We start from the raw sequence: 26229 nt of genomic DNA, 5'->3' as shown, positions 1-26229 counted from the left end.
GAGGAACCGGAAACCCCCTGACGCGGCCCCGGGCCGGTCCGTCGGAGGCGGTGAGCGTGAGTGCGAGCGTGGCCGCGGCCAGGAGCAGGAACGTCACCGGGAACGCGATGCTGTGGAAGACCCGCGTCCGGACATGGGTCGCCACGGCACCGACGTAGAAGAGCACCAGGCCGACAGCGGCGGCGAGGCCCAGCGGCCGGGCCCCCAGCAAGCCGAGGAGGAGGCCCGCCGCCCCCGCGGCCTTCAGGGCGGCGAGGCCCGGGATCCAGGAGGCGGGGACCCGGACCTCGGCGGAGTTGGCGAGGACGAAGTCGGCGCGGGCGAGATCCGCAGCGACGATCCCGGCGTTCGCGACGACGGCCATAGCGGTCACGAGGACGTAGGCGAGGAACATGCCTCAACCCTCCTCGCGCACCCCGAACGGCGTCCAATACCTGCTTCTATAACCTGGCGGAATGGACGTCGACACCCGGCTGCTGCGCTACGCCGTCGCCGTCGCGCGCGAGGGCAGCCTCACCCGCGCCGCCGAACGGCTCTACGTCTCCCAGCCCGCACTCACCAAGCAGATCAGACGCCTGGAGACGGACCTCGGGGTCCGGCTCTTCACCCGCTCCCGCGAGGGCATGACCCCGACCGAGGCCGGCCGGGCCCTGGTCGAGGGGGCCTCGCCGCTGCTCGACGCATGGGAGCGGCTGCTCGCCGAGACGCGCCGCACCGCGACCCGGACGGCGCGGACCCTCCGTGTCGGCTTCGTCGCCAGCGCCGCCAACGAGGCCACGCCCGCCGTCATCGCCGCCTTCGCCCGCGCCCTGCCCGGCTGGCGCGTCGAGATGCGGCAGGCCGTCTGGTCCAACCCGAGCGCCGGGCTCGCGGACGGCGACGTCGACGCCGCCTTCGTACGGCTCCCGTTCCCCGGCCAGGAAGACCTGCGTACCCACGTCCTGTTCAGCGAGCCCCGCTGCGTGGCCCTGGCCGCCGGGCACCGCCTCGCGGACCGCCACGAGCTGGACTTCCGCGAGCTGTGGGACGAGCCCTTCGTCGCCGCCCCGGCCGAGACGGGCCAGTGGCGCGACCACTGGCTGGCGACGGACGAGCGCGAAGGGCACCCGGCCCGTGTCGGGGCCGTCACCGAGCACCCCGACGACTGGCTCAGCGCCATCGCCAACGGCTACGGGATCGCCCTCGCCCCCGCCTCCGCCGCCCGCTTCTACGCCCGCCCCGGCGTCGTCTACCGCCCTGTCCACGGTGTCTCCCCGACCCGGCTCGCGATCGCCTGGGCTCCGGCGGCCGACGCCGACCCCGCTGTCCAGGCGTTTGTGCGGTGCTGCCGTGAGACCGGGTCGTCGGAGGACGCGGCCCGGTCGTCCGCGTGAAGGCGAGACGCGAGGCAAAAGCCAAGTGCCGGTGGAAACCACCGACCGACCCGCCCACCGGCCGGGCTCCTCGCCAGCCGCCTCGACGGCATCCTCCCCGCCCCAGCGCGAGCCCGACCGGCCGCACGGGCGTGAAATGCCTTCGCGTCCGCGCGAGTTGGCTCCGTACACTGCCGCGCATGGCATGCCGCATCACCGAACTGGTCCTCGACTGCGCCGACCCCGAGCGGCTCGCCGCCTTCTGGAGCGAGGTCCTCGGCTACGTCGAACTGAACCGGGAAGACGACGGAAGCATCGAGATCGGGCCGCCCGGCGCGGCTGCCGACTACGCGAGCAACCCGCTGCCGACCCTCGTCCTCAGCCACACCACCGACCCGCGCCCCGGCAAGCTCCCGCTGCACATCGACGTCAACGCCACCGACCGCGACCAGGACGCCGAGCTGGAGCGGCTGCTCGCCCTCGGCGCCAGGCCGGCCGACGTGGGTCAGACCGGCAACGAGAGCTGGCACGTGCTGGCCGACCCGGAAGGCAACGAGTTCTGCCTGCTGCGCTCCCGGGTCAGGCCGGTCCAGCCGGTCCAGCGGGTCAGTCGTTGACCGGCGCCGTCTCGCCGACGTAGCTGTCGCGCACGACCAGCTGTACGTCGGTGAGCCGCGCCTTCGTCGTGCCGTCCTCCGCCACCAGCGGGACGTCGCTCTCGGCGCGCAGTTCGGTGCCGGTGGGGTCGATGTCGGCGGGGCGGCCCGCGAGCGGGACGGCGGCGCCGGCGTAGAGGGTGCCCTTCGGGGTGCACACTTCGAGGTACGTGTCGAGGTGCAGGTCAGCCGGGTGGCGCAGGCGGCTGAGGCTGTCCTCGTCGCCCTTGCCGAAGCTGCCGCCCGACGGCCGCGCCCAGCTCGTCCGCAGCATGACGCGCCCGCCCAGCTCGGCGCACTCGCCGACCACGGCGAGGCGGGACAGCTGAGCCCGGACCCCGCTGCCCCCGTCGTGCTTCTCCGGGCCGAAGAGCAGGATCTCCGCGCCGGCGGCCTTGGCGCGCTCGCCTGCCAGTTCGACCTTCACGGTCTTGCCGTTCACGGCGAGGGTCAGCGATCCCTCCAGCGTGGACTGCATGATCATTGACGGGTCGACCATCATGGTCATGAAGGGGCTCGGGCTCGCGGCGAAGAACAGCGACGGCGTGATGCCGACCGGCTCGTTCTCGTCGTTGGCCGGGTACCAGGCTTCGGGCAGGCCGGTGGCGCGCACCACGCCGGGCGCCGCGGCGACCTCGGACACCTCTCCGCGCGGAGCACCCAGGTAGGGGCCGGTCAGCGGCTGCTTGAAGGGCGGCACACCGTCCACGACACCGAAGGTCTCGATGACGCCGCGGTGGGTCAGCCGCAGCGTGCTGGTCTCCAGGATTCCGAACCGGCGGAGATGGAACTCCGCCGGGAAGTTCTTGCCGGGCGCGATCTGCCTGATGTGGCCCGTGTTCGGCAGGAACGGGTTCGTCAGGATCTGGACGCGGTCGTTCAACTCGTAGCTGAAGCCCTTGATCCCGACCTCGGGCGCGGAGATCAGCTCGACGTCGAACGTCGCGTGACCCTTCTCGTCGACCCGGTGCTCGAAGCCCGGCATGGGCCACTTGTTGATCTGCGTGAACCCGGAAAAGGTGATCGTCTCCCGGCGCCCGGCGTAGAAGTCGTCGCCGAGGACCACCGTCACGGCGCCGAGGAGGTGCGGGCGGATCGGCTTGGGCTCGATGTTCAGGGACTCGTAGGTCTCGCCACTCATCGGGATACCTCCGTCATCTGCACGTGCATGGCACTACCGACGGAGAGCCTCGCGGGCCGGGGCGCGGGTTTCGCCGACAAGCCCGGCACGGCACCCGAACGAGTGAGCCGAGATCAGGCCACCAGGCCGACGGCCGCCTTCCCGAACGCCCTCGCCCGCGCCGGCTTCCGAAGGAGGCGATTGCCTGTCAGATGGCTTCCTGTGAGCCCCGGTTGTCCGTGCTGCCGGTGAGTTGATTCACAGGCGGATGACCGGCCGCCTGCGGAACCGTGGAGGGAGCGTTCGACGTGCTGCACACGTCAAAGCCCACCGGCACTGTGCCGGACTGACCCAGGGGAACAACCACTCATGCGCCTGCGTACCGCCACCCTCGCGACGGCCGCCGTATTCGTCGCCGGCCTCAGCCTCACCGCCTGCAACTCGGGCGACGACCAGGCCAAGGCCAACGACACCTCCGTCTCGGGGACCACGGCGTCGCCGACGTCGACGGGCTCGACGGGCTCTACGGGCTCGACCGGCACCACCGGATCGACGAGCTCCGGCACCGCGGGCACGTCCAAGGGCAAGACGGGCAGCACCCACGCCTCCGCGACCACGGGCGCCGGCAAGGGCTCCCGCTCCGGTGGCGGTGCCGCCGGAGCGTGCACCACCAAGACGACCACCGTCACGTTCATCGCCTCGGCCTCGCACGCCAGCGAGTCGGAGCCGGCGGCCGCCACGGTCAAGGTCACCAACACCTCGGGCAGCACCTGCACCCTCGTGGGCGCGACCACCCTGACGGCCAAGGACGACCAGGGCAAGTCCGACCCCGTCGAGACCGACAACTCGGCGTCCGGCACCGACGCCGTCGACATCGCCGCGGGCGCCTCCGCCACGGCCGACGTCCTCTACACGGACCTCAACTTCGAGGGCAGCGCGTCCGCGCGCGAGGTCTGCGCGGTGCAGGCGTCCAAGGTCGAGATCGCACTGCCGAAGGACATCGCCCGCACCGTCAACGTCACCAAGGCGAACGGTTCGGCCGGTGTCTTCAACGTCTGCGGCAAGGACGTGAAGTTCGGGTCGTTCCACTCCTAGGAGGCATGCCCAGGCCGGTCAGCCGGTCAGCCGGTCAGCCGGTAGCTGGTGGCCGGTGTCAGGCCACCAGGCCGAGCGCCGCCTCACCGAACGCCCGCACCCGAGCCGTCGCCCCCTCCGCGAGCCACACCAGGCCCCACTCCACCGGCCCGGCGTCCGCGATCGGGACGTAGGCGACGTCGGGGCGGGCGAAGTAGCGCCGCACGTGCGCACCGACGACGAAGACGCCCGCGCCGGCGCCGACGAGCGTCAGGACCTCGTTGTACGTGAGGGCCGCCGCGCCCGGCGTCTCGGGATCCTGCAGCACGGTCACGCGCGCCAGATCCGCGAGGGCGATGTTCGTACGGCGGGCGAAGGGATGGCCGACGGGCACGGCGACCATCCGCGCCTCCCGCACCAGCACCGGCCCCGCCGTCATGTCCTCCTCGCGCACCGGGTGCCCGGCCAGCGCGAGATCCACCTCGCCCGCGCGCAGCCACGGCAGCACGTCCGACGGCCGCGCCTCCCTGATCTGTACCTCGCACTCCGGATGCCGGGCCCGGAACGCCTGCGTGGCGCCGATCAGCAACTGCCCGGCCGCCGGCCCCGTGAACGCGACCCTGAGCACCCCGGTCACACCCCGTCCGGCCTCGACCGCGCGCTCGACCGCGTCGGTGATCCGCGACCAGGCCGGCCGGACCTCCTCGTACAACTGCCGCCCGAGAGGTGACAGCGCGACGCGGCGGCTGGTGCGCTGGAACAGCGGAACGCCGATACGGCGCTCCAGCTTCGCGATCGTCTGGCTGACCCGGGCCGTCGAGACGTGCAGCCGCTCGGCGGTGCGGCCGAAGTGCAGCTCCTCGGCGAGCGTCAGGAACGCCTCCAGCTCGTGCCGCTCCAGCATCCCGGCCCGCCCCCGTCATTCGTTAATCGAGGCTTCACGATCGTTGCGCAGGTGCGCGTTGATGCCTCCTGTCGCCCGCAGCAGGATCAGACGAACCGAAAGCCCCCACCGAACCTGCAACGGGAGAACATCATGACCGACGTCGCCGCCCTCGCCACCGCCGTTGCCGAGCTCAAGGACCGCGCCGAGATCACCGACGCCCTCTACCGCTTCGGCCTCGGCCAGGACCTCAAGGACAAGGACCTCTTCGCCTCCGCCTTCGCCCCGGACGCGGAGCTCGACTTCCGCCCCGCCGCCGCCAAATGGGGTGCCGCGCCGCCGGTGATGTCCGGCCGCGACACCATCGTCACGACCATCCTGGCCATGTTCACCGGCCGGGTCGACACCACCCACCAGGTCACCAACGTCCGCATCGCCGTCGACGGCGACACCGCCCACGCCACCGCCCTCGTCGAGGCCCAGCACCTGCTGACCGCCGACCACGCCACCCACGCGCTGCTCAAGAACCCCTACGAGGTCGACCTCGTCCGTGACGGCGCGCGGTGGGTCATCCGGCGCCTGCGCATCGAGAACACCTGGTACACCGGCGACCCCACCGCGATCTTCGGCTGAGCCCTCAGGCGCCGAGCAGCGTGCCGAGCGGCGACAGCTGGTTGCCCGACAGCGGCAGCCCGTCGAGGGCGGGCACGCCCTGCGCCGCCGACGGCACCGCATCCGGAGCCACGGCAGGACGCGGCGCGGGCGCGTCCCCGTCGCCGGGCCCGTCGGCCGAGGCCACTCCGGCGGAGCCGAGGGCCATGGCCCCTGCCAACAGCACGCCACTGACGAGCTTGGACTTCATGGGACAGCCTTCCGAGAGTCACGACGGGATACGGCGTGACCAACGAGAGGCCGCCCGGCGGGATACGTCCCTCAGCGACCGGCCTTGACCTCGTCGACGAACGCGGACCAGGCGGTGGCGGCGAAGACGAGGGCGGGACCGGTGGGGTTCTTGCTGTCGCGGACGGGGACGAGGGGAAGGTTGTCGGCGACTTCGAGGCACTGCCCGCCCTCAGAGCTGCTGTACGAGCTCTTCCGCCAAGTGACATGGCTTAGGTCGACAGATCGCACGGCTTCTCCTTCAGCATCTCCAGGATGAACTCCCGTGTCTCGCCCGGGGAAAGGGCCAGATCACGGACCCGATCGTACTTGAGCTGGAGGGCAAGGAGGTCGGCCGCGTCCTGGACCAGCGTGCCCGAGTTCGAGGTCTCAACCCAGGCCACATCCCGGCCGTCCGGGAGCGACAGGAACATCACATCCGTGCTCATCAGTGCGTGGTGACCCGCGCTGTGCAGCATGACCTGAATGGTGACGTTCCGGTGCTCGGACATTGTCAGCAGATACTCCAACTGCTCACGCCACTCGGCCTCGTCAGCCAGCGCGGTCCGCAGGACCGTCTCGGACAGGATCGTGCGGAACGTCGGTGCGACCTCCGACGTCAGCAGCTCGCGTCGCCCTATGCGGGCATCGACCTGCGTCTCCAGCTCCTCGTCGACCATGCCGCTCGCGGCAAGAACGGTTCGGGCGTAGGCCCGCGTCTGGAGCAGGCCCGGCAGCATGCCCACCGCGTAGTGCCAGAGGCGTTGCGCCTCGGCCTCCAGGCTCATGTACTTGCGGAACCGCTCCTTGAACTGAGTCGTGTCCCCGACCGCCAGCTCCCACAGCGCCAGCAGCATGTCCTTCGGCACGCCGTAATACGTCTCCAGCGCCTGGACGACCTCCGGCCCGCCCAGCGTCTCGCCCTTCTCCATCTTGGAGAACAGCGATCCGTCCCAGCCCACCGCCGCCCCCAGCGCGCGGAAGCTCAGCCTGCGCTCCAGCCTTAACCTCTTCAGCTCCTCCGCGAACCGCTTCCTTGGTTCCTGGCTGCGGCCCGTGATCACCCGTCTCGGTGGCAAAGCGCACTCCTTCGTGGAAGGTGTGGAAGTACCGGAACGAGTGCGGGAACTACAACCACGAATCCGGCTGTCCCAATCTGCCCCGGGTCCATTCTCGACATGCCCCATCACGGAGGGTAGCCAGCGAGAGGAAGGGTTGTCATGGAGCGCGGTGATTTCGCGTACGACGAAGTGGCTTGTGTGGTAGGGGAGTTCCGCGGCCACACCGGGCCCTACGCCATGCTCCGCCCCATCGGCGGCGGGCGCGAGTGGCAGGCCGATCCCGTGCACGTACGGCTCGCGACGCAGGCGGAACGGCTGAGCGCGGGCGTGCGCGCCGTGAACGAGCGGGCGCGCGCCGCGGCGGTGGCGTTCCTGGACGTGGAGGTGCCGGCTCCGCCCGTACCCGTACCGGGGTGTGCGGTGTGTGACGGGCTGGCGGAACGCCGCCGGGCGGCGCGCCTCGCGTACGACGGGAGCGCGGAGACGGACGCGAACGTGCTCCTCCGCCGTCATGTGGCGGAGGAGCACGTCGGAGGGGGAAGGGAGGGAGTGAAGGGGTGAGCGTCAGTGCATGTGGGCGTACTGGCCGACCTCGTAGTTGCCCGCCGGCACCTGGAGGATGACGTTCAGGCGGTTGTACGCGTTGATGAGGGCGATCAGCGAGGTGAGGGCGAGGAGCTGGTCCTCGTCGTAGTGCTTGGCCGCGTTCTCCCAGACGTCGTCCGGCACGCCGTAGCCGTCGGCCAGGCGGGTGCCGTGCTCGGTGAGGGCGAGGGCCGCGCGTTCGGCGTCGGTGTAGACGGTGGCCTCGCGCCAGGTGGCGACGAGGGCGAGGCGGACCGCGGTCTCACCGGCCGCCGCGGCCTCCTTGGTGTGCATGTCGAGGCAGCCGGCGCAGCCGTTGATCTGGCTGGCGCGGATCTTCACGAGCTCCTGCGTCGACATGGGCAGGGTGGTGTCCGCCAGCGCCATTCCCGCGCCGGCGAAGTGCTTGAAGATCTTGGCGACGGCCGGGTTGCCGAGGGGGTTGAGGCGGGGTTCCATGGCGGGCTCCTTTGCCGTTGTCCTGCGTTCGCTTCCACCCATACGACGGCGTAGCCCGCCGAGTTGTGACAGCCCTGGAAGTGACCTGCGTCACCCGCCCCGTCACGTACGTTGGGCGCATGACGACGACGCGACCGGTGGTCCTTCTGCTGTCCGGCAGCCTGCGCGCTGCCTCCACGAACGAGGCCGTGCTGCGCACCGCGTACGAGGTGGCGCCGACGGTGGGCGTGGAGGCCGTCCGCTTCGACGGTCTCGCCGATCTGCCGCACTTCAACCCCGACGACGACCGTGATCCGCTGCCGCCCGCCGTCGCCGCTCTGCGCTCGGCGATCGAGAAGGCGGACGCCCTCCTCATCTGTACGCCGGAGTACGCGGGGACGCTGCCCGGCTCCTTCAAGAACCTGCTCGACTGGACGGTCGGGGGCGTCGAGATCAGCGACAAGCCGACCGCCTGGGTGAACGCGGCGGCGCCGGGGCGCGGCGAGGGCGCGGGGGCCACGCTGCGGACGGTGCTCGGGTACACGGGCGCGCGGATCGTGGACGCGGCGTGCGTGCGGGTGCCGGCGGACGGGGACGTGAAGCGGGCCCTTGGCGAGGTCTTGGTGACGCTGGCGAGGGCCGGAGCGGAGTGACCGACGACGTACTGAACCTCTGGCGGCAGCCGCTGGACGCCGTGCCGGAATCGGTGTGGGAGCGTGGCGGGGATCTGCGGGTGCTGATCCTCGCCGACACGGGCATCACGGAGCTGCCGGCGGCGATCGGGCGGCTGCGCGGACTGTCGACGCTGGACCTCGGGCACAACCGCCTGGCGTCTCTCCCCGAGGCGCTGGGGGACCTGGTCGGCCTCGACGGTTACCTCTACGTGCACGACAACGAGCTGCGCGAGCTGCCCGGGTCGCTGGGACGGCTGACGCGGCTGCGGTACCTCAACGTCGGGGACAACGGGCTGACCGCGCTGCCGGACGAGGTCGGGCGGATGGCCGGGCTCGTGGAACTGCGGGCGCAGAACAACCAGTTGACCGCGGTGCCCGATTCGATCGGGAGGCTGGCGCGGCTGCGGGAGCTGTGGCTGCGCGGCAACGCGCTCACCGGCCTGCCCGCCTCCGTCGCCGAGCTGCGCGAGCTGCGCGTCCTCGAGCTCCGCGAGAACGCCCTGGCCGCGCTGCCCGCCGCCCTCGCCGGGCTGCCGCTGCTGCGCCGGCTCGACCTGCGCGGGAACCGGATCGAGCGGATCCCGGAGTGGGTCGTGGACGGACTGCCGTCCCTGGAGAAGCTCGACCTGCGCTGGAACCGGTGTGAGCCGCAGGACGGGCTGGTGGCCGCGCTGGAGCGCCGGGGCTGCGTCGTGCTGTTGTGACGGCGCTGCCGCCGCGCCGCGGCTGCACGCATCGTCAAGAAGGGCCGCACGCACCGTAAACAGGCGTCTCTCGCCGATGCCTAGGCTCCCTCACGAAGTCCGAACGGGCCGGGCCACCTGCCCTCACGTCGAGAGGAGAGACCTGTGATCCGTCGCCTCGTCGGGGAGACGAACACGAGCCTGAGGTCCAGGCTCACCCGGGCCGGCGCCGCGGCCGTCGCCGGTGCGGCCCTGTGCGTCCTGGGTTCCGGGACGGCCTCCGCCGGATCGAACGGTCAGCAGATCGAGTTCTACGACCAGCGCGGCGACGTCTACTCCGTCTTCCTCTACGGCACCAACCAGAACGGGCAGACGGTCGCCGGCTGCTTCAACACCCCGAACACCGACAACTACCTCTCGGGCTGGTGGTGGAAGGGCGACCTGCGCATCACCTGGTACCCGCAGAGCGGATGCAACGGCACCGCCATCGAGCCCAGCCCGGAGACCTTCACCATCCCCGTCTCGCAGGCATCCGACTGGTACAAGATCTACGACTTCTGATGGAAGCCCCATGACCTTCAAGTGCGCTGTGAAACTCCGCAGGAAGACGGGCGCCGCCGCCGGCGTCCTCGCCACCGCCGCCGCCCTCACCGTGCTCGGCTCGGGCTCCGCGTTCGCCGGGACCAACGGCCAGCAGCTCGCCTTCCACGACCGGCTCGGCAACACCTACTCGGTGTGGGTGGACGGCCACAACCAGAACGGCCAGGCCGTCGCCCACTGCTTCAACACCCCCAACACCGACAACTACCTCTCGGGCTGGTGGTGGCAGAGCAACGTCGACGTCACCGGCTACAGCGGTGGCTGCGGCAGTGACGGAAAGCCCACCGGCGGCGTCACCTTCGCCACGTCCGTCTGGGTCCCCCTCAGCCAGTCCGGCGACTGGACCACCTTCAGCGACTGAACAGGAGTTCTTCCATGAGCATGAAGACCAAGCTCGCCAAGGCCGGTGTGATCACCGCGTTCGGTGCCGCCGCCCTCACCCTCGGCTCCGGCGCCGCCTTCGCGGGCGGCAACGGCCAGCAGATCAACTTCCACGACCGGCTCGGCACCGTGTACTCCGTCGACATCGCCGGGTCCAACCAGAACGGCCAGTACGTCTCGGGCTGCTTCTCCACCCCCAACATCGACAACGGCATAGGCGGCTGGTGGTGGAAGGGCTATGTCGCGGTCGGCGGATACAGCGACGCGAACTGCGGCAGAAGCGGCGGGCACCTGATCTTCACCCACCCCGCCGACGGCCCGGTCCCCGAGTACCAGGCCAACTCCGACTGGTTCACCATCAGCGACTGACGCGCCCCTTCGCCCCTCCCCCCCCGCGGCCCCGCACTGCCCCTGTGGCGGTGCGGGGCCGCAGCGCTCCGCCGCCGATCAGCTCGGTCCCCGCTCCCGGACGCTCAGCGCGCGGAACTCGGTCGGGCTCATCCCGTACGCCTCACGGAAGGCCCGGCTGAACACGGTCGGGCCGCTGAACCCCCACCGGGCGGCGATCACCGCGACCGGATGCCCGAGGGAACCGGCCTTGCCGAGGTCGGCCCGGGACTGCTCCAGACGGCGTCGGCGGATGCGGGCCTGGACGGTCTCGCCCGTCCCCTGGAAGAGCTGGTGGAGCGTCCGCAACGAGATGTTGTGCCTGGCCGCGATCGTGGCGGGGGTCAGGCCCGGATCGCCGAGGTGGTCGTCGACGAAGGTGTGGACGTGGCGCAGGAGTGCCTGGGTGCGCACCTCGGCGGGCAGCTGTTCCTCGACGGCCAGTTGCTGCGCGAGGCCGGCGGCCAGCAGGTCGACGGCGATCGAGCCGAGCCGCCCGAGCTCCCGCTGCGACGCGCACTGGGCGGCGTGCGCTTCGAGGGACCGCAGGAAGCCGGCCAGGACCGCCGCCGTTCCCCGGTCCGCTGGAATACGGCTGGCGAGCAGGCGGTCGGCGTGCCGCTCACCCAGCGGGAGCGCGTGCCGGGGCAGCTGCAGCATGAGCAGCTCCATCGAGCGGGCCTGGACGGGTATCTCCGCGTCGGAGGGCCGCGAGGTGTCCCAGAACACGAGGTCCCCGGCCGACACGCTGCAGTCGTTGCGGTGCTGGGAGAAGGACGCGGTGCCCGCGCGGATCAGCCCCAGCTGGTACTGCTCGGGGTCACCCCGCCGGATCAGGGCCGGCGTGCGCCGCGACCGCAGCGGCGAGAACGCGAACCTCGCCACCCGGACGTCCCCCAGCTCCAGCACGGCGGCCTCCGCCTCGAAGGCGGCGGGGCACTCGGTGCTGAGCACGGTGGGGATCACCTCCCGCGAGATGAGGTCCGAGAACCACTCGAACCGCTCCTTCGGCAGGAGACCTCCCGACGACACCACTGACCACACAGCGTTCCCCCCGGCCGCTCGTCATCACGGATCGCAATGATCCAACTGATCAACGAGCATGCAACGACGGCGCCTCCGCGACCGCATGGTTGCGGCCCGGCGTGGCGCGGGGTGCGGGACCCGGGCGCCGGCGACGCCGGTCGAGCCCCACCCACACCGCGAGGAGCAGCACCGCCGCCGCGCCGCCGCCCAGGCCCGCCTTCAGGCCCGGCGGCCGGAAGGCGCAGCCGACCTCGCGCCGGCCGGCCGTGACCGTGGTCGCGACCAGGCCGCCGTACGAGGCCGCCGGATGGCCGTCGCAGGTCCAGCCGGGGATCCGCGGGGCGGACAGGACGACCGTGCCGGTCGTGCCCGGACGGAGGGTGGCGCGGACGCCGGTGTCCGTGACGTCGATCGAGGCCGGGGCCTGGGCGCGCAGGGCGTCCACCGCGGAATCGAGCCGCGCGTGGTCCAGGCAGGCGAGTTCGCCCTTGGGCGGGAGCTGCGGGCGCAGGCCCGGGACGCGCTGCACGCCGAGCGACGTGAGCGTGGCGCGCCACTTCAGCAACTGGCCGCGCATCTTCACCGTGCGGTCGCCGAAGCGGACCGTGCCCGTGTAGTCGGGCGACCAGAGGAAGACCTCGGTGCCGACGCGGCAGGCGCCGTTCGCGGCCGGGGGCTCGTAGACGCGGGCGCCGAGGAGGAGTTCCTGGTTGCGGAAGGGGGACGGGCCGTAGACCGGGGCGGGGCCGGGCGGCCGTACCGTCACCAGCGGGAGCGGCGGCCGGTCCGTGCGGACCACCCTGCCGTCGCGCCAGCGCGCGCCGACCGCGAAGAGGGCGTCGGTGACCGGGTTGTCGAGGCTCTGGAGGTTGCGGCCGCGGGAGGTCCAGCCGACGCCGAGGGCGGCCATGGTGTGGGTGAGGACGTCGGGGGTGAGGCTGCTGTAGTAGGAGCCGCCCTGGCCGCCGAGGTACATCGGCTCGTTGCCGGTGACCTGGGGGCGGCCGGAGTCGGTGCGGTACGCGGGCCAGCCGTCGGCCTCGGCGAGCGCGGCGGCCTTGCGGGTGTCGGCGGCGCTCCAGGCCGGATAGTCGTCGAGCCGGGCGAGCCGCTCCTTGTCGCCCCACGCCGTCGTCGCGGCCGCCTGCGCCACCAGGACCGCCGCGAGGACCAGCACCGTCGCCCGGCGAGCGGAGACGACCGCCGCCACCGCGACGAGGCCGAGCCCGAACAGCGCCCAGCCCACCGGCGTCGCCTCCCCGCTGCCCAGCGCGAACAGCCCGAGCGCGGCCACCACACCCGCGCCGCCGAGCAGCGACCGCCAGTCCGGGACGCCGTCGGCGATCGCCGTCCACGCGGCGATGACGAGCACGCCGGTGAGGACGAAGGTCTGGCGGTACGGGCTGCCGTTCGGCGTCGCGAAGATGTGCCACACCAGGTGCGTCGGCGTGAACTGGAACGACAGCGCCACGCCCGCCACCACGCACGGCCACAGCCACTGCCGCCGGAAGAGCAGCGAGGCCGCGAGCACCGGCACCGCCGTGGCGACGAACAGCGCCGGCGTCGAGAAGCCGTACGTCGCCGGCATCAGCCGGGCCGCCAGGTCCGCCCCGCCGGCCGGTGCGAAGTCGCGGACGACGCCGGGATAGGCGTACCGCGTGCCCAGGAAGAGCGGGACGAGCAGCGGCGACGCGAGCGCCACGCCGAGCAGCACCGTCACCGCGCCCCGCAGCACCACCCGCCACTGCCGCACCGTGACGATCAGGACGAGCGCGGCGCCGAGCGTCGCCATGTACGCGGTGTAGAAGTTGGCGACCCAGCAGACGGCGACGACCAGCGGGCCGAGCAGCGGCCGCCGCCCCTCCCGTACCCACACGCCCACCAGGCAGAGCAGCGGGAAGGCGATCAGGCCGTCCAGCCACATCGGGTTGTAGACGGCCTCCAGGAGCGCCCAGCCGCACAGCCCGTACGCGGCGCCGAGCAGCCCCGCGCCCCACCGCATGCGAGGGTCGGCGGCCGGCCGGAGCCTCGGCAGCACGAAGGCCATGGCGGCCGCGGCGGCCGCCATCTTCAGGACCGTGACGACGTAGAGGGCGCAGTCCAGGTCCGCGCGCGGGAAGAGGGCGACGAGCGGGGCGAACGGGCTGGTCAGGTACGTGCCCAGGTCGGGCAGGAAGCTGGTGCCCCAGCCCGACTGCCAGTTGAGCAGCAGCCCGCCGTCCGCACGGCCGTGCAGCAGGTCCCACAGCCGGGCGTGGAACGGCAGGAACTGGTTGCCCAGGTCGTTGACGCTGCGCCGGTGGTGACCGAACGGGAAGGTGGTGGCGACGGCGTCCCCGGCGCACACGGCGAGGGCGACGAGCAGCGCCGCCACGGCCGGCGGCCGGCCTTCGGCACGAATGATCCTGGTCTTCATCTGGTCCTGGTCTTCATCTCGGGTCGAATATGACAGGGAAGATGTCGAATCAGGAGCCGGCGTTGGGCAGTTCACGCAATGGTCGTCTGCCCTTCACCACGCGAATCCGGCACCGACATCCACAGCCGTTGTCGTGTCGTGCGTGCTGCTCTCGATCGTGGTCCCGTGCTTCAACGAAGAAGAGATCATCGGTCGCTTCCACGACCATGTGACGAAGGAACTCTCCCGCATCGACGGAGAATTCGAGATCGTCTACGTGGACGACGGAAGCCGTGACCGAACACTGCCGCTCCTGGAGGAGATCGCCGCAAAGGATCCCCGGGCGCGCTACGTCTCCTTCAGCCGCAACTTCGGCAAGGAGGCCGGCATGCTGGCCGGTCTCCAGCACGCGACCGGCGACGCCGTCGTGATCATGGACGCCGACCTCCAGCACCCGCCGGAGCTCGTGCACCGCATGCTCGCCCTGCACGCCGAGGGATACGACCAGGTCATCGCCCGCCGCACCCGCGCCGGCGACCGGGTCACCCGAACCGTCACCGCCCGCGCCTACTACTGGGCCATCAACCGCCTGGTGGACGTCGAGCTGGTCGACGGCGTCGGCGACTTCCGGCTGCTTTCCCGCCGCACGGTCGACGCGATTCTCGAACTGACCGAATACAACCGTTTCTCCAAGGGCCTCTTCGCCTGGGTCGGATTCAGGACGACGACCTTCGAGTACGAGAATGCGGTGCGCGAGGAGGGCCGTTCGAAATGGACCTTCGGAAAGCTCCTCAACTACGGTCTCGACGGCCTTCTCTCCTTCAACAACAAGCCACTTCGTGCCGCCGTCTACCTCGGAATGATCCTGGTCGCCGTCGCATTCGCGTACGCCGCCTGGATCGTGGGTGACGCCATGGTGAACGGCGTGAAGACGCCCGGATATGTCACGCTGCTCGTGACGGTCACGGCCCTCGCCGGCGTACAGATGGTGATGCTGGGACTCGTCGGCGAGTACGTCGGCCGTATCTACTACGAGGTGAAGCGGCGGCCGCACTACCTGGTGAAGGCCACCAACGCGGCCGTGCCGCGACCCCGTACGAGCACGGACAAGGAGCTCCTGCGTCGATGAGGACGACCTGGCAGGTGGTGCGTTTCGGCCTGGTCGGCGTCGTCAACACCGGTACGTACTACGGGCTCTACCTGCTCTTCGGGCGCTGGGTGCCGTACATCGTCGCGCACGTGCTCGCGTTCGCGCTGTCGATGGTCGGGTCCTTCTTCCTCACCTCGTACTTCACCTACCGCACCCGCCCGACCTGGAAGAAGTTCCTGCTCTTCCCGCTCACCAACGCGGCGAACTTCGTCATCACGACGGTCGGCGTGTACGTCCTCGTCGGCCTCGTGGGCGTCGACAGCACCTACGCGCCGCTGATCGCCGCCGCGGCCGCGATCCCCGTCACCTTCGTCCTCTCCCGGACGATCATGCTGGGACCCGACACCACCCGAACGCGTGAGTCGTTGACCGGAACATCGGAATCAACCGAGACAGTCGCCGCCAAGTAGTGGCCCGCGCCACGGTGACTGCCTAACATCGATCACCGCACGGTCGTCCCACTGACGCACGACCCACGCCGGGAGGCTCCTTTGCACCGCCGCACTGCGCTCTCCGTCTCCGCCGCCGCTGCCCTGCTCGCCGCGGCCCCGCTCCTCACCGCCTGCGGCAGCGACGCCCACCCGGGGACGGCCGCCGTCGTCGGCGGCCGGCGGATCGAGGTGTCCAGCCTGCAGGCGCAGGTCGAGGACGTGCGGGCGGCCCAGGCCGCGTCGCCCGAGGCCGCGCGCCTGGTCAAGGAGACCGGCGACCTCAGCCGGCAGAAGCTGCACGGCATGATCTTCGACCGCGTCGTCGACCAGGTCGCCGAGGACAACGGGATCAGCGCCAGCCGCGGCGAGATCCGGCAGACCCGCCAGGAGTTCGCCCGGCAGGGCGGCGGCGAGACGCAGATGGCGGCCGTGCTGCTCCAGCAGCAGAGCGTGGCACCCGACCAGATCGACGGCGTCGCCCGCCGGGCCGTCCTCATGAACAAGATCGCGGCCAAGCTCGGCGTCACCAACACCCCCGAGGGCCAGAAGAAGCTCCAGGAAGCCTTCGGCAAGGCGTCCAAGGAGCTGCGGATCGACGTGAACCCGCGCTACGGCACCTGGGACGACACCAAGATCCAGCTCGCCGCCTACACCCCGCCGTGGCTGCGGCAGATCAGCCGGTCCACCCCCGAGGCCGGTGCGTAGACCGAGGTAGGTTCGAGGGGTGAACGCTGAGAACCCCGGTCGAATCGTCCTGCTCACCGCCAGCCACCGCGTGGCGCCCGGACTGCTGTCCTGGCCCGCGTGGCAGGCGCTGCACGCGGCCGACCGGGTCCTCTGCCCCGACGCCGGCCACCCCCAGCTGCCGTACCTGCGCGAGGCCGGCGTCGCCGTCGAGATCCTCCGGCCCGCCGCCGACGAGCTGGTCGAGGCGTGCGCCGGCGGCCGCACGGTCGTCGTGCTGCCGTCCGGCGAGGGCGACCAGGCGCTGACCGACGGGCTCGCGCGGATGGCCGGCTCCGGCCGCTTCGCCATGCCCGACCTGGAGCTGCTGCCCGGCTCGTACGACCTGCCGGGGGCCCGGCTGCTCGACCTCGTCCAGGTCATGGACCGGATCCGCCGCGAGTGCCCGTGGACCTCGCAGCAGACCCACAAGGGGCTCGCCAAGTACGGCATCGAGGAGGCGTACGAACTCGTCGAGGCCATCGAGGAGGGCGACCGCGAGGCGCTGCGCGAGGAGCTGGGCGACGTCCTGCTCCAGGTCGTCTTCCACGCGCGGATCGCCGAGGAGGACGCCGAGGAGCCGTTCTCCGTGGACGACGTCGCCGGCACGATCGTCGAGAAGCTCATCCACCGCCACCCGCACGTCTTCGGCGACGCGACGGCCGAGACGCCCGAGGACGTCAAGGCGCACTGGCTGCGCACCAAGGCCGCCGAGAAGCAGCGTGACTCGGTGACGGACGGGGTGCCGCTCGGCCAGCCGGGCCTCGCGCTCGCGGCCAAGCTCGCGGGCCGGGTGCGGACGGCCGGGCTCGACGTGGCGCCGCCGGCCGGTGACGGCATCGGCTACGAGCTGCTCGCCCTGGCCGTGCGGGCGGAGGCCGCCGGGATCGACCCGGAGGCGGCGCTGCGCGCGGCGGGCCGGATCTACCGGGACGCGATCCGCGCGGCGGAGGGGCTGGCGTAGCCCCAGGCTCTAGTACGTCCGCGGGGCGCGCGCGTCCGGGTCGTGCCAGTGGAGCTGGGGCGGCTCGATCAGCCACTCGGCGCGGGAGCCGGGGCGGGTGGTGAAGCGGCCCACGTTCGGCAGACGGTCGTGGAAGACCCGGTCCGGGGCGGCGCCGAGATCCTCCAGCTCCTCGGCGACCTCGTTGAGGAAGCCGGGCGGTCCGGCGAGGTAGACGTCGTGGGCCGGCCAGTTGACCGTCGCGCGCAGCGTCTGGACGAGCCGCTCGGTGGCCTGGTCGCGGGGGCGGCGCGGGGCCGCGGTGATGTAGGTGACGTGCAGCCCGGGTATCCGTTCTCGGAACTGCTCGGCGTCGGCCCGCCCGTACAGGTACTCCTTGGCGCGGGCCACGACGAAGAGCCGCCCCTCCAGGTCCGGCTCGTCCACCGCCGCCTCTTCGAGCAGCGCCCGGACCGGTGCCCAGCCGGTGCCCGCCGCTATGTAGGTGCGGGGCTTGCCGGGCGGGGTCCGGGCGGTGAGCGCGCCGCCCGGGGCGGAGAGCCGGAGCGTCTCGCCCGGGCGGAGCAGCTCGGTGAGCGCGGTGCTCATCAGACCGCCCTCGACGCGGCTGACGTGCAGCTCCACGGTGCCGTCGGCGCGGGGCGCGTTGGCCAGCGAGTAGGTGCGCCAGACCCGCGGGACGTGGAGGGTGCTGACGCTCACGTACTGCCCGGGGAGGTAGGGATAGGGCCGGCGCGGGCGCAGGGTCAGCAGCGTCAGGTCGTCCCCGTACCGCTCGTGCCCGATCACGTCCGCGTCCCACCAGGCCGGCTGCCCGGCCCGCACCGACTCCTCGGCGCCCGCCTGCATCGCCCCCGCGACCACGGCGTACGCCTCCGTCCACGCCTTCTCCGCCTCGATCGTCCAGGCGGCGCCCGCCGTGTGCGCGAAGGCGGCGAGCAGGCTGGTGCCGACCGCCGCGTAGAGCGCGGGCGTGGCCAGGAACTTGCGGTGGTCGCGGCCCAGCTGCCCGAGGTAGCCGCTGAGCTCGGGGTCCTCCAGGTGGGTCACCACATGGGCGAGCGCGGCGAAGAGGCGGTCGCGCTGGGGGGCCAGGTTCTCGGGGAACAGCCCGCGCATGCCGGGGTTGTGCCAGAAGAGGTGCGAGTAGAAGAAGGTGACGGCGTGCTCCGCCCGTCTCTCGACGACCGCGAACGAGCTTCTGAGCAACTGGGGCAACTGGGCATCCACGTGCTGAATCTAGGCGACGCGATACCGCGCACGCGCGCCGTTCGGCGAGTCCTGGGTAGACGTGTCCATGCTCACCGGGCAGCCTGCCGCCGAGCGGCCGCGCCGAGGGGCCTTGTACGGTCGGAGACGTGAGTACGTCCCCCGTCCCGCCCTCCGGCGCCGCCCCGGCTCCTTCGCCCGCCCCCGAGCTCTTCACCTGGGAGTTCGCCACCGATCCGTACCCGGCGTACGCCTGGCTGCGCGAGCACGCGCCCGTGCACAAGGCCACGCTGCCGAGCGGGGTCGAGGCGTGGCTGGTGACGCGGTACGCGGACGCGCGGCAGGCGCTGGCGGACCAGCGGCTCTCGAAGAACCCGGCGCACCACGACGAGCCGGCGCACGCCAAGGGCAAGACGGGGATTCCGGGCGAGCGCAAGGCCGAGCTGATGACGCATCTGCTCAACATCGACCCGCCGGACCACACCCGGCTGCGCCGGCTGGTGTCGAAGGCGTTCACGCCGCGCCGGGTGGCGGAGTTCGCGCCGCGGGTGCAGGAGCTGACCGACCGGCTCATCGACGGCTTCGTGGAGCGGGGGAGCGCGGACCTCATCCACGAGTTCGCGTTCCCGCTGCCGATCTACGCGATCTGCGACATGCTCGGCGTGCCGGCCGAGGACCAGGACGACTTCCGCGACTGGGCCGGGATGATGATCCGGCACGGCGGCGGGCCGCGCGGCGGGGTGGCGCGGTCGGTGAAGAAGATGCGGGGCTACCTCGCCGAGCTCATCCACAAGAAGCGGGAGGAGCCGGGGGACGACCTGATCTCCGGGCTGATCAAGGCGTCGGACCACGGCGAGCACCTCACCGAGAACGAGGCCGCCGCCATGGCCTTCATCCTTCTCTTCGCCGGATTCGAGACCACGGTCAACCTGATCGGCAACGGGGTGTACGCCCTGCTCCGCAACCCCGAGCAGCGCGGCCGCCTCCAGGAGTCGATCGCGGCGGGCGAGACGGCGCTCCTGGAGACCGGCATCGAGGAGCTGCTGCGGTACGACGGACCGGTGGAGCTCGCGACCTGGCGCTTCGCCACCGAGGCACTGACCATCGGCGGCCAGGACATCCCGGCCGGCGACCCGGTCCTGGTGGTCCTCGCGGCCGCGGACCGCGACCCGGCGCGCTTCGACGAGCCGGACACGCTGGATCTGGCGCGCCGCGACAACCAGCACCTGGGATACGGGCACGGCATCCACTACTGCCTGGGGGCCCCGCTGGCGCGCCTCGAAGGACAGACGGCCCTCGCGACGCTGCTGACTCGCCTGCCAGACCTGCGACTTGGGGCCGATCCGGCGGAACTGCGGTGGCGCGGCGGGCTCATCATGCGTGGCCTGCGCACGCTTCCGGTCGAGTTCAGCGCTTCCCACAAAACCGTCCGGAACTGACGGAGCGTCAATACTGTGATCTTCGCGTGATCTGCGCTGCATCGACTTGTGACGTGCGTTCGAATGCCGCTACGTTCACCCGCAGTCTCAGCAGTCACGCGAAAGGCACTCCGCATGCGCTCCGGGAACGGACGTCACCGCAGACCCCGCCAGGCCCCCGCGATCGTCGTCGCCGCGGGAGTCACCGGCTCGGCCATGGCGCTGCCGCTGCTCGCCACCGGCTCCGCCTCCGCCGCCGACGCACCGACCTGGGACCGGGTCGCCGAGTGCGAGTCGGGCGGCGCCTGGAGCGCCAACTTCGGCAACGGTCTCTACGGCGGGCTCCAGTTCACCCAGGAGAGCTGGGAGCGGCACGGCGGCCTCGCCTACGCGCCCAGCGCCGACCTCGCCAGCCGCGCCCAGCAGATCGCGATCGCCGACAAGGCCCTCGCCGCCGGTGACACCCAGTGGGCCACCTGCGCGCCGATCGCCGGCCTGAAGAACGACGGCAAGAAGCCCGCCGTCGACCCGGGCCCGGCCACCACGCCCACGCAGTCCACGGCGCCCGTCCACGAGTCGAACCGCACCGAGGGCCTGCCCACCGAGTCGGGCACGAAGACCACCGAGCCCTCGTCGAGCGCCACGACGCCCGCCGCGCCCACCACCCCGGCCGCCCCGTCGTCCTCGACCACGCCGACCACGCCCGCCTCGCCCACCACTCCCGTGACGCCCGGGACTTCCGGTACGCCCGATGAGTCCGGTGTGTCCGGTACGCCTGGTGCGTCCGAGACGGCCCCCGCCGGCACGGGCAAGCACCGCGGTGACGCCGCGACGGAGGAACCGGGCGAGACGGACAGTACGTCCGAATCCGGACGGCATGCCGCTCCGACCGGCGACGCGACCGGTGACACGGCTACGGACAACACGGACAACACGCCCAGCACGGACGAATACACCGTCAAGCCGGGTGACAGCCTGTCGGACATTGCACAGCAGAACGCCCTGCCCGGCGGCTGGACCGCGCTCTACGACGCCAACAAGAAGACGGTCGGCACCGACCCCGACCTCATCATCCCTGGTCAGAGCCTTGAGTTGAGCCTCGGGAAGACCGCGCCCGAGGCCACGCCTGAGGGGTAGTTAGGGACTGAATGTCCGGTTCTGTGCAAGTGAGACATGAGTCTCTCTTGCCGAACGGCCGTGTCACGTCCGCAAACTTTGCGCGTTTCGCCCCTCACCTGCACAAACGTCACCTGACGGAGTGCAAGTAGGGGCGATTTTTCCGGGTTGATGGGCTTTGAACTTCCCCCGGCGGTGTGTCTACGGTCGTGACCGCTCGCCACCGCGGGCCCCGCCGACCGGTACGCCGAATCCTGCCGCCGGACGCCGGGAACAGTCGTCGCGCAAGCGCCGAAGGCAGGAGCGGGGGACCCAAGGTAAGTGCCGGCCCCGGCCGTTGAGACAGACGGCCGACGACCGGCTTGGGGTGGAGCCGCGTGCAAGGACACGCGGCCGGGCAACTCACTCGCCCGAACCCGACAGCTCACCTCGTAGGCGTCGGTGAGGAGAACTTCCATGCTGCTTTCCGGCAAGGGCAAACACCGTCGTCCGTCCAAGGCCACCCGCGTCGTCACCCTCGCCGGTGTCGCCGGCGTCGCCGTCGCCGCCCCGCTGATGACCGCGGGCACCGCCTCGGCCGCCACCGCCTCCGAGTGGGACGCCGTCGCCCAGTGCGAGTCCGGCGGCGACTGGTCCATCAACACGGGCAACGGCTTCTACGGCGGCCTGCAGTTCACCAACTCCACCTGGGCCGCCTACGGCGGCACCGCCTACGCCTCCCGCGCCGACCTGGCCTCCAAGTCGCAGCAGATCGCCGTCGCCGAGAAGGTCCTGGCGGGCCAGGGCAAGGGTGCCTGGCCGAGCTGCGGCGTGGGCCTGTCCAGCGCCTCGTACGACGGCGGCTCCGCCGAGGCCCCGGCCCCGGCCCCGAAGCCGGCCGCGCCGACGACCACCACCCAGCGCGCCGCCGAGCAGCCGACCACCCGCAGCGAGAAGCGCACCGCGCCGAAGGCCGCGAAGACCGTCACCACCCCGACCGGCAAGAAGGTCGCCAAGGGTGACGGCGAGTACAAGGTCAAGGCCGGCGACACGCTGAGCAAGATCGCCCAGACGCACCACGTCAAGGGTGGCTGGCAGAAGCTGTTCCAGCTGAACAAGAACATCGTCCAGGACGCCGACCTGATCTACCCGGGCCAGCAGCTCCACCTCAAGTGAGCCTGACGACTGTCCCCCCGCGGTGACCCTGGAACGGGCCCGGAGCCTGCGCTCCGGGCCCGTTTCGTACCGATCGGTAACCGAGGTCTTTCGTCCCTCAATGCATGCCGTTGGGTCCTTTTTCGTCCCAGGGGGCGGGCGCCCGGCTGGCCGGAGCCCCCGGGCCGGTTAGGCTCTTGTCGCAAGGCGAACGAGACCTTGCCGCATGCGTCACAACCAGCGTCACATCCCAGAAGGAGATGCTCGTGCCGTCCATCGACGTCGTCGTAGCCCGGGAAATCCTGGACTCCCGAGGCAACCCCACCGTCGAGGTCGAGGTCGGCCTCGACGACGGCAGCACCGGCCGTGCTGCCGTTCCCTCCGGTGCCTCCACTGGTGCGTTCGAGGCCATTGAGCTCCGCGACGGGGACCCCAACCGCTACCTCGGCAAGGGCGTCGAGAAGGCCGTCCTCGCCGTCATCGAGCAGATCGGCCCGGAGCTCGTCGGCTACGACGCCACCGAGCAGCGCCTGATCGACCAGGCGATGTTCGACCTGGACGCGACCGAGAACAAGGGCTCGCTCGGCGCCAACGCCATCCTCGGCGTCTCGCTCGCCGTCGCGCACGCCGCCTCCGAGGCGTCCGACCTCCCGCTCTTCCGCTACCTGGGCGGCCCGAACGCGCACCTGCTGCCCGTTCCGATGATGAACATCCTGAACGGCGGCTCGCACGCCGACTCCAACGTGGACATCCAGGAGTTCATGATCGCCCCGATCGGCGCGGAGTCCTTCTCCGAGGCCCTGCGCTGGGGCACCGAGGTCTACCACACCCTCAAGAAGGTCCTGAGGGACAAGGGTCTGTCCACCGGCCTCGGCGACGAGGGCGGCTTCGCCCCGAACCTCGGCTCCAACCGCGAGGCCCTCGACCTCATCCTCGAGGCCATCAAGCAGGCCGGCTACGTGCCCGGCAAGGACGTCGCGCTCGCGCTCGACGTGGCCGCCTCCGAGTTCTACAAGGACGGCTCGTACGAGTTCGAGGGCAAGGCCCGCTCGGCCGCCGAGATGACCGAGTACTACGAGGAGCTCGTCTCCGCGTACCCGCTCGTCTCCATCGAGGACCCGCTGTTCGAGGACGACTGGGCCGGCTGGAAGGTCATCACCGAGAAGCTCGGCGCCAAGGTGCAGCTCGTCGGCGACGACCTCTTCGTCACCAACCCGGAGCGCCTCGCCCGCGGCATCGAGGAGGGCACCGCCAACGCCCTCCTGGTCAAGGTCAACCAGATCGGCTCGCTGACCGAGACCCTGGACGCCGTCGAGCTCGCCCAGCGCAACGGCTTCAAGTGCATGATGTCCCACCGCTCCGGCGAGACCGAGGACGTCACCATCGCCGACCTCGCCGTCGCCACCAACTGCGGCCAGATCAAGACCGGCGCCCCGGCCCGCTCCGAGCGCGTCGCCAAGTACAACCAGCTGCTGCGCATCGAGGAGATCCTCGACGACGCCGCGGTCTACGCCGGCCGCAGCGCCTTCCCGCGCTTCAAGGGCTGAGCTTCACGGGCTGACCTGCCCTGACGCTGTAGTTACGGACGTCCCCGCACTCGGTCCCGTACCGTGTGCGGGGACGCACGTTTGATCAGGACACGCGACGCAGGGGAGCCGCTGGACATGGCCGTGAAGGACCGGGACCGGTTCTCGACCGCGACCCGGATCAGGCTGCTCGGCGAGCAGACCGCTGCCCGTGTCTACCGCTCCCAGACCCGCCGCCAGGCCGCCCGCTCCCGGCTCACCGGCCGCGCGGCCTTCCTCGCGCTCGTCGTCTGCTCGCTCGTGGTGGCGCTCGCCTACCCGATGCGGCAGTACGTCTCCCAGCAGGGCGAGATCGCCGACCAGGAACGCAAGGCGGCCGACGCCGCCCGCCGGGTCGAGGAGCTGCGGGACGAGAAGGCCCGGCTCCAGGACCCGGCCTATGTGCGCCGGCTCGCCCGCGAGCACCTGCACTACGTGATGCCCGGCGAGACCGGCTTCACCGTGAACGACCCCGACGCGCAGGCCCGGCCGCGCACCGACCAGGGCGGCACGGACCGCCCCTGGTACGACAACCTGTGGGGCGGCGTCGACAACGCCGACCGCCGCTGACCCACCCGTACCACCGACGACCAAGGCAGACATGGAAACGCCCCCTCCGCAGACCGAACGCACCGAGCCCACCGCCGCCGACGTCGCCGCGTTCGAGGCCCAGCTCGGCCGGCCGCCGCGCGGCCTGCGCGCCATCGCGCACCGCTGCCCGTGCGGCAACCCGGACGTCGTCGAGACCGCGCCCCGGCTCCCCGACGGCACGCCGTTCCCGACCACGTACTACCTGACCTGCCCGCGCGCCGCCTCCGCCATCGGCACCCTGGAGGCCAACGGGGTCATGAAGGAGATGCAGGCCCGGCTCGCCACCGACCCGGAGCTGGCCGCCGCCTACCGGGCCGCGCACGAGGACTACATCGCGCGCCGCGACGCCATCGAGGTCCTGGAGGGCTTCCCGAGCGCCGGCGGCATGCCGGACCGGGTCAAGTGCCTGCACGTGCTCGTCGGGCACTCGCTGGTGGCCGGCCCGGGCGTGAACCCGTTCGGCGACGAGGCCCTCGCGATGCTGCCCGAGTGGTGGGCGAAGGGCCCCTGCGTAACGCCGTGCGTGGACGAGTCGGACAAGGAAGAAGGCGAGAAGTGACCCGGGTCGCCGGAATCGACTGCGGTACGAACTCCATCCGCCTCCTCGTCGCCGACGTGCACCCGGTGACGGGCGAGCTGATCGAGCTGGACCGGCGGATGACGATCGTCCGGCTGGGCCAGGGCGTCGACAAGACGGGCCGGCTGGCGCCCGAGGCGCTTGAGCGGACCTTCGCCGCCTGCCGCGCCTACGCCGAGGTCGTCAAGGAGTACGGCGTCGGCGCCGACCGGCTGCGCTTCGTCGCCACCTCCGCCTCGCGCGACGCCGAGAACCGCGAGGAGTTCGTCGACGGGGTCGTCGGGATCCTGGGCGTCGAGCCCGAGGTCATCACCGGCGACCAGGAGGCCGAGTTCTCCTTCACCGGCGCCACCGGCGAACTGCACGGCGACGACCGCCGCCTGGTCGTCGACATCGGCGGCGGCTCGACCGAGTTCGTGGTCGGCAACAAGCACGTCGAGGCCGCCCGGTCCGTCGACATCGGCTGCGTACGCCTGACCGAGCGGCACGTCCGGCACGACCCGCCGACCGCCGAGGAGGTCGCCGCGATCCGCGCCGACGTGCGGGCCGCGCTCGACCTGGCCGCCGAGACCGTGCCGGTCACCGAGGCCGAGACGCTGGTCGGCCTGGCCGGCTCGGTCACCACGGTCGCCGCGATCGCGCTCGGCCTGCCGGAGTACGACTCCGAGCGCGTCCACCACTCACGGATCTCGCGCGCCCAGGTCGACGAGGTGGTGGCCCGGCTGCTCGGCTCCACCCACGACGAGCGGGCCGCGATCCCGGTGATCCACCCCGGCCGGGTCGACGTCATCATCGCGGGCGCGCTCGTGCTGGAGGAGATCATGGAGCGGACCGGCGCCGCCGAGGTCGTCGTCAGCGAGCACGACATCCTCGATGGGATCGCGCTATCCGTCGCATAGTGCGTGCCTATAAGCCCCTGTGAGACAGCCTCTGAGGATCCTCCGATACCCCTCCGGGGCACCTTCTGGAGCGGTCCGGCGAAAAGCTTCGTGAAGTTCTTCACAAGAGAATGGGCTCGGAAGGCCCTCCAGGAGCCCTCCTGGAGGGCCTTTGGTCCCTCCGAGGGGCTCCCCACGGTCCTTTCGCAGGCACGGAGGCCACTTCGCTCGAAGTTTCCATCGTGTGAACGCGCCCTGCGGTTCGGCGTTAAGGAAGGC

At 71.5% G+C, this 26229-nt stretch carries 31 protein-coding genes and 1 riboswitch; of the genes, 21 read left to right on the top strand and 10 right to left on the bottom strand.

The features are described from left to right. A partial coding sequence (locus tag ACWEV0_RS23345) for a DoxX family protein (RefSeq protein ID WP_453151346.1) occupies positions 1–394 on the bottom strand: 394 nt, incomplete at its 3' end. 61 nt (positions 395–455) lie between these two features. Here ACWEV0_RS23345 and ACWEV0_RS23340 point away from each other — a divergent pair. Next, positions 456–1373 (top strand): LysR family transcriptional regulator, encoded by a 918-nt coding sequence (locus ACWEV0_RS23340; RefSeq protein ID WP_453151345.1) that lies wholly within the window; start codon positions 456–458, stop codon positions 1371–1373. Positions 1374–1552: 179 nt separating this feature from the next. Beyond that, a complete protein-coding gene (locus ACWEV0_RS23335; protein ID WP_453151344.1) occupies positions 1553–1969 on the top strand; it encodes a VOC family protein in 417 nt (138 codons plus the stop codon). Here ACWEV0_RS23335 and ACWEV0_RS23330 read toward each other — a convergent pair. After that, the gene (locus ACWEV0_RS23330; RefSeq protein WP_453151343.1) at positions 1959–3149 is read right to left on the bottom strand and encodes a DUF6004 family protein; all 1191 of its coding nucleotides are present in this window, start codon (positions 3147–3149) and stop codon (positions 1959–1961) included. The genes ACWEV0_RS23335 and ACWEV0_RS23330 overlap by 11 nt on opposite strands. Positions 3150–3497: 348 nt before the next feature. Between ACWEV0_RS23330 and ACWEV0_RS23325 the strand changes: the two genes are divergently transcribed. Then, on the top strand, positions 3498–4223 hold the full coding sequence (locus ACWEV0_RS23325) for a DUF4232 domain-containing protein (RefSeq protein ID WP_451606562.1): 726 nt from the start codon (positions 3498–3500) through the stop codon (positions 4221–4223). Positions 4224–4281: 58 nt separating this feature from the next. Here ACWEV0_RS23325 and ACWEV0_RS23320 read toward each other — a convergent pair whose 3' ends face one another. Continuing rightward, entirely contained in the window at positions 4282–5106 is an 825-nt protein-coding gene (locus tag ACWEV0_RS23320; RefSeq protein ID WP_453151341.1) for a LysR family transcriptional regulator, read from the bottom strand. 132 nt (positions 5107–5238) lie between these two features. On the opposite strand from ACWEV0_RS23320, the gene ACWEV0_RS23315 reads away from it, so the two are divergent. Continuing rightward, positions 5239–5718 carry a nuclear transport factor 2 family protein gene (locus tag ACWEV0_RS23315; RefSeq protein WP_453151340.1) on the top strand — a complete coding sequence of 160 codons (480 nt, stop codon included), beginning with the start codon at positions 5239–5241 and terminating at the stop codon, positions 5716–5718. Positions 5719–5722: 4 nt separating this feature from the next. Here the strand turns inward: ACWEV0_RS23315 and ACWEV0_RS23310 are convergent, their stop codons facing one another. The 3 genes from ACWEV0_RS23310 to ACWEV0_RS23300 form a co-directional block, all read right to left on the bottom strand. Beyond that, the gene (locus ACWEV0_RS23310) at positions 5723–5947 is read right to left on the bottom strand and encodes a hypothetical protein (RefSeq protein ID WP_453151339.1); all 225 of its coding nucleotides are present in this window, start codon (positions 5945–5947) and stop codon (positions 5723–5725) included. Between the two features lie 71 nt (positions 5948–6018). After that, on the bottom strand, positions 6019–6216 hold the full coding sequence (locus ACWEV0_RS23305; RefSeq protein ID WP_453151338.1) for a DUF397 domain-containing protein: 198 nt from the start codon (positions 6214–6216) through the stop codon (positions 6019–6021). After that, positions 6198–7043: a DUF5753 domain-containing protein gene (locus tag ACWEV0_RS23300; RefSeq protein WP_453151337.1), complete on the bottom strand. Its 846-nt coding sequence runs from the start codon at positions 7041–7043 to the stop codon at positions 6198–6200. The genes ACWEV0_RS23305 and ACWEV0_RS23300 overlap by 19 nt, the downstream gene beginning before the upstream one ends. 141 nt (positions 7044–7184) lie before the next feature. On the opposite strand from ACWEV0_RS23300, the gene ACWEV0_RS23295 reads away from it, so the two are divergent. Next, positions 7185–7586 carry a hypothetical protein gene (locus ACWEV0_RS23295; protein ID WP_453151336.1) on the top strand — a complete coding sequence of 134 codons (402 nt, stop codon included), beginning with the start codon at positions 7185–7187 and terminating at the stop codon, positions 7584–7586. Between the two features lie 3 nt (positions 7587–7589). Here the strand turns inward: ACWEV0_RS23295 and ACWEV0_RS23290 are convergent, their stop codons facing one another. Continuing rightward, the gene (locus ACWEV0_RS23290) at positions 7590–8069 is read right to left on the bottom strand and encodes a carboxymuconolactone decarboxylase family protein (protein ID WP_453151335.1); all 480 of its coding nucleotides are present in this window, start codon (positions 8067–8069) and stop codon (positions 7590–7592) included. Between the two features lie 119 nt (positions 8070–8188). Here ACWEV0_RS23290 and ACWEV0_RS23285 point away from each other — a divergent pair, with 119 nt between their 5' ends. The 5 genes from ACWEV0_RS23285 to ACWEV0_RS23265 all read left to right on the top strand — a co-directional run bounded on the left by ACWEV0_RS23285 (position 8189) and on the right by ACWEV0_RS23265 (position 10755). Next, positions 8189–8701 carry an NADPH-dependent FMN reductase gene (locus ACWEV0_RS23285; protein WP_453151334.1) on the top strand — a complete coding sequence of 171 codons (513 nt, stop codon included), beginning with the start codon at positions 8189–8191 and terminating at the stop codon, positions 8699–8701. Then, complete coding sequence (locus ACWEV0_RS23280; protein ID WP_453151333.1) at positions 8698–9426, top strand: leucine-rich repeat domain-containing protein; 729 nt, start codon at positions 8698–8700, stop codon at positions 9424–9426. Before ACWEV0_RS23285 ends, ACWEV0_RS23280 begins: the two co-directional genes overlap by 4 nt. A 144-nt stretch (positions 9427–9570) precedes the next feature. Next, positions 9571–9966 carry a hypothetical protein gene (locus ACWEV0_RS23275; RefSeq protein WP_453151331.1) on the top strand — a complete coding sequence of 132 codons (396 nt, stop codon included), beginning with the start codon at positions 9571–9573 and terminating at the stop codon, positions 9964–9966. Positions 9967–9976: 10 nt separating this feature from the next. Next, entirely contained in the window at positions 9977–10366 is a 390-nt protein-coding gene (locus ACWEV0_RS23270) for a hypothetical protein (RefSeq protein WP_453151330.1), read from the top strand. A gap of 14 nt (positions 10367–10380) precedes the next feature. Then, positions 10381–10755 carry a hypothetical protein gene (locus ACWEV0_RS23265; RefSeq protein WP_453151329.1) on the top strand — a complete coding sequence of 125 codons (375 nt, stop codon included), beginning with the start codon at positions 10381–10383 and terminating at the stop codon, positions 10753–10755. 78 nt (positions 10756–10833) lie between these two features. Here the strand turns inward: ACWEV0_RS23265 and ACWEV0_RS23260 are convergent, their stop codons facing one another. Continuing rightward, positions 10834–11808 carry an AraC-like ligand-binding domain-containing protein gene (locus tag ACWEV0_RS23260; RefSeq protein ID WP_453151328.1) on the bottom strand — a complete coding sequence of 325 codons (975 nt, stop codon included), beginning with the start codon at positions 11806–11808 and terminating at the stop codon, positions 10834–10836. A gap of 58 nt (positions 11809–11866) precedes the next feature. Further along, positions 11867–14215, bottom strand: a complete 2349-nt coding sequence (locus ACWEV0_RS23255; RefSeq protein WP_453151327.1) for a YfhO family protein — start codon at positions 14213–14215, stop codon at positions 11867–11869. A gap of 142 nt (positions 14216–14357) precedes the next feature. Here ACWEV0_RS23255 and ACWEV0_RS23250 point away from each other — a divergent pair, with 142 nt between their 5' ends. From ACWEV0_RS23250 to ACWEV0_RS23235, 4 genes are all read left to right on the top strand, one after another. After that, the gene (locus ACWEV0_RS23250; RefSeq protein WP_453151326.1) at positions 14358–15323 is read left to right on the top strand and encodes a glycosyltransferase family 2 protein; all 966 of its coding nucleotides are present in this window, start codon (positions 14358–14360) and stop codon (positions 15321–15323) included. Next, positions 15320–15754: a GtrA family protein gene (locus tag ACWEV0_RS23245; protein WP_453151325.1), complete on the top strand. Its 435-nt coding sequence runs from the start codon at positions 15320–15322 to the stop codon at positions 15752–15754. Before ACWEV0_RS23250 ends, ACWEV0_RS23245 begins: the two co-directional genes overlap by 4 nt. A gap of 81 nt (positions 15755–15835) precedes the next feature. Then, positions 15836–16480 carry a SurA N-terminal domain-containing protein gene (locus tag ACWEV0_RS23240; protein ID WP_453151323.1) on the top strand — a complete coding sequence of 215 codons (645 nt, stop codon included), beginning with the start codon at positions 15836–15838 and terminating at the stop codon, positions 16478–16480. A gap of 19 nt (positions 16481–16499) precedes the next feature. Beyond that, complete coding sequence (locus ACWEV0_RS23235) at positions 16500–17462, top strand: nucleoside triphosphate pyrophosphohydrolase (RefSeq protein WP_453151322.1); 963 nt, start codon at positions 16500–16502, stop codon at positions 17460–17462. 9 nt (positions 17463–17471) lie between these two features. Here the strand turns inward: ACWEV0_RS23235 and ACWEV0_RS23230 are convergent, their stop codons facing one another. Beyond that, positions 17472–18692, bottom strand: coding sequence for a globin domain-containing protein (locus ACWEV0_RS23230; RefSeq protein ID WP_453151321.1), 1221 nt, complete (start codon positions 18690–18692; stop codon positions 17472–17474). A 128-nt stretch (positions 18693–18820) separates the two neighbouring features. On the opposite strand from ACWEV0_RS23230, the gene ACWEV0_RS23225 reads away from it, so the two are divergent. The 7 genes from ACWEV0_RS23225 to ACWEV0_RS23195 all read left to right on the top strand — a co-directional run bounded on the left by ACWEV0_RS23225 (position 18821) and on the right by ACWEV0_RS23195 (position 25971). Then, entirely contained in the window at positions 18821–20110 is a 1290-nt protein-coding gene (locus ACWEV0_RS23225) for a cytochrome P450 family protein (protein ID WP_453151320.1), read from the top strand. A 114-nt stretch (positions 20111–20224) separates the two neighbouring features. Continuing rightward, the gene (locus ACWEV0_RS23220; protein ID WP_453151319.1) at positions 20225–21226 is read left to right on the top strand and encodes a transglycosylase family protein; all 1002 of its coding nucleotides are present in this window, start codon (positions 20225–20227) and stop codon (positions 21224–21226) included. Between the two features lie 258 nt (positions 21227–21484). Beyond that, positions 21485–21658: riboswitch (cyclic di-AMP (ydaO/yuaA leader) on the top strand. Between the two features lie 3 nt (positions 21659–21661). Next, positions 21662–22360 (top strand): transglycosylase family protein, encoded by a 699-nt coding sequence (locus ACWEV0_RS23215; protein WP_453151317.1) that lies wholly within the window; start codon positions 21662–21664, stop codon positions 22358–22360. A 239-nt stretch (positions 22361–22599) separates the two neighbouring features. After that, complete coding sequence (gene eno, locus ACWEV0_RS23210; protein WP_453151316.1) at positions 22600–23886, top strand: phosphopyruvate hydratase; 1287 nt, start codon at positions 22600–22602, stop codon at positions 23884–23886. Between the two features lie 117 nt (positions 23887–24003). Beyond that, a complete protein-coding gene (locus ACWEV0_RS23205) occupies positions 24004–24474 on the top strand; it encodes an FtsB family cell division protein (RefSeq protein ID WP_453151315.1) in 471 nt (156 codons plus the stop codon). Between the two features lie 31 nt (positions 24475–24505). Beyond that, positions 24506–25054 carry a DUF501 domain-containing protein gene (locus ACWEV0_RS23200; protein ID WP_453151313.1) on the top strand — a complete coding sequence of 183 codons (549 nt, stop codon included), beginning with the start codon at positions 24506–24508 and terminating at the stop codon, positions 25052–25054. Further along, a complete protein-coding gene (locus tag ACWEV0_RS23195; RefSeq protein ID WP_453151312.1) occupies positions 25051–25971 on the top strand; it encodes a Ppx/GppA phosphatase family protein in 921 nt (306 codons plus the stop codon). Before ACWEV0_RS23200 ends, ACWEV0_RS23195 begins: the two co-directional genes overlap by 4 nt. Positions 25972–26229 lie beyond the last annotated feature (258 nt).

It is taken from the genome of Streptomyces sp. NPDC003943 (assembly GCF_053605265.1).
This window is presented reverse-complemented; position numbering and strand designations above follow the sequence as displayed.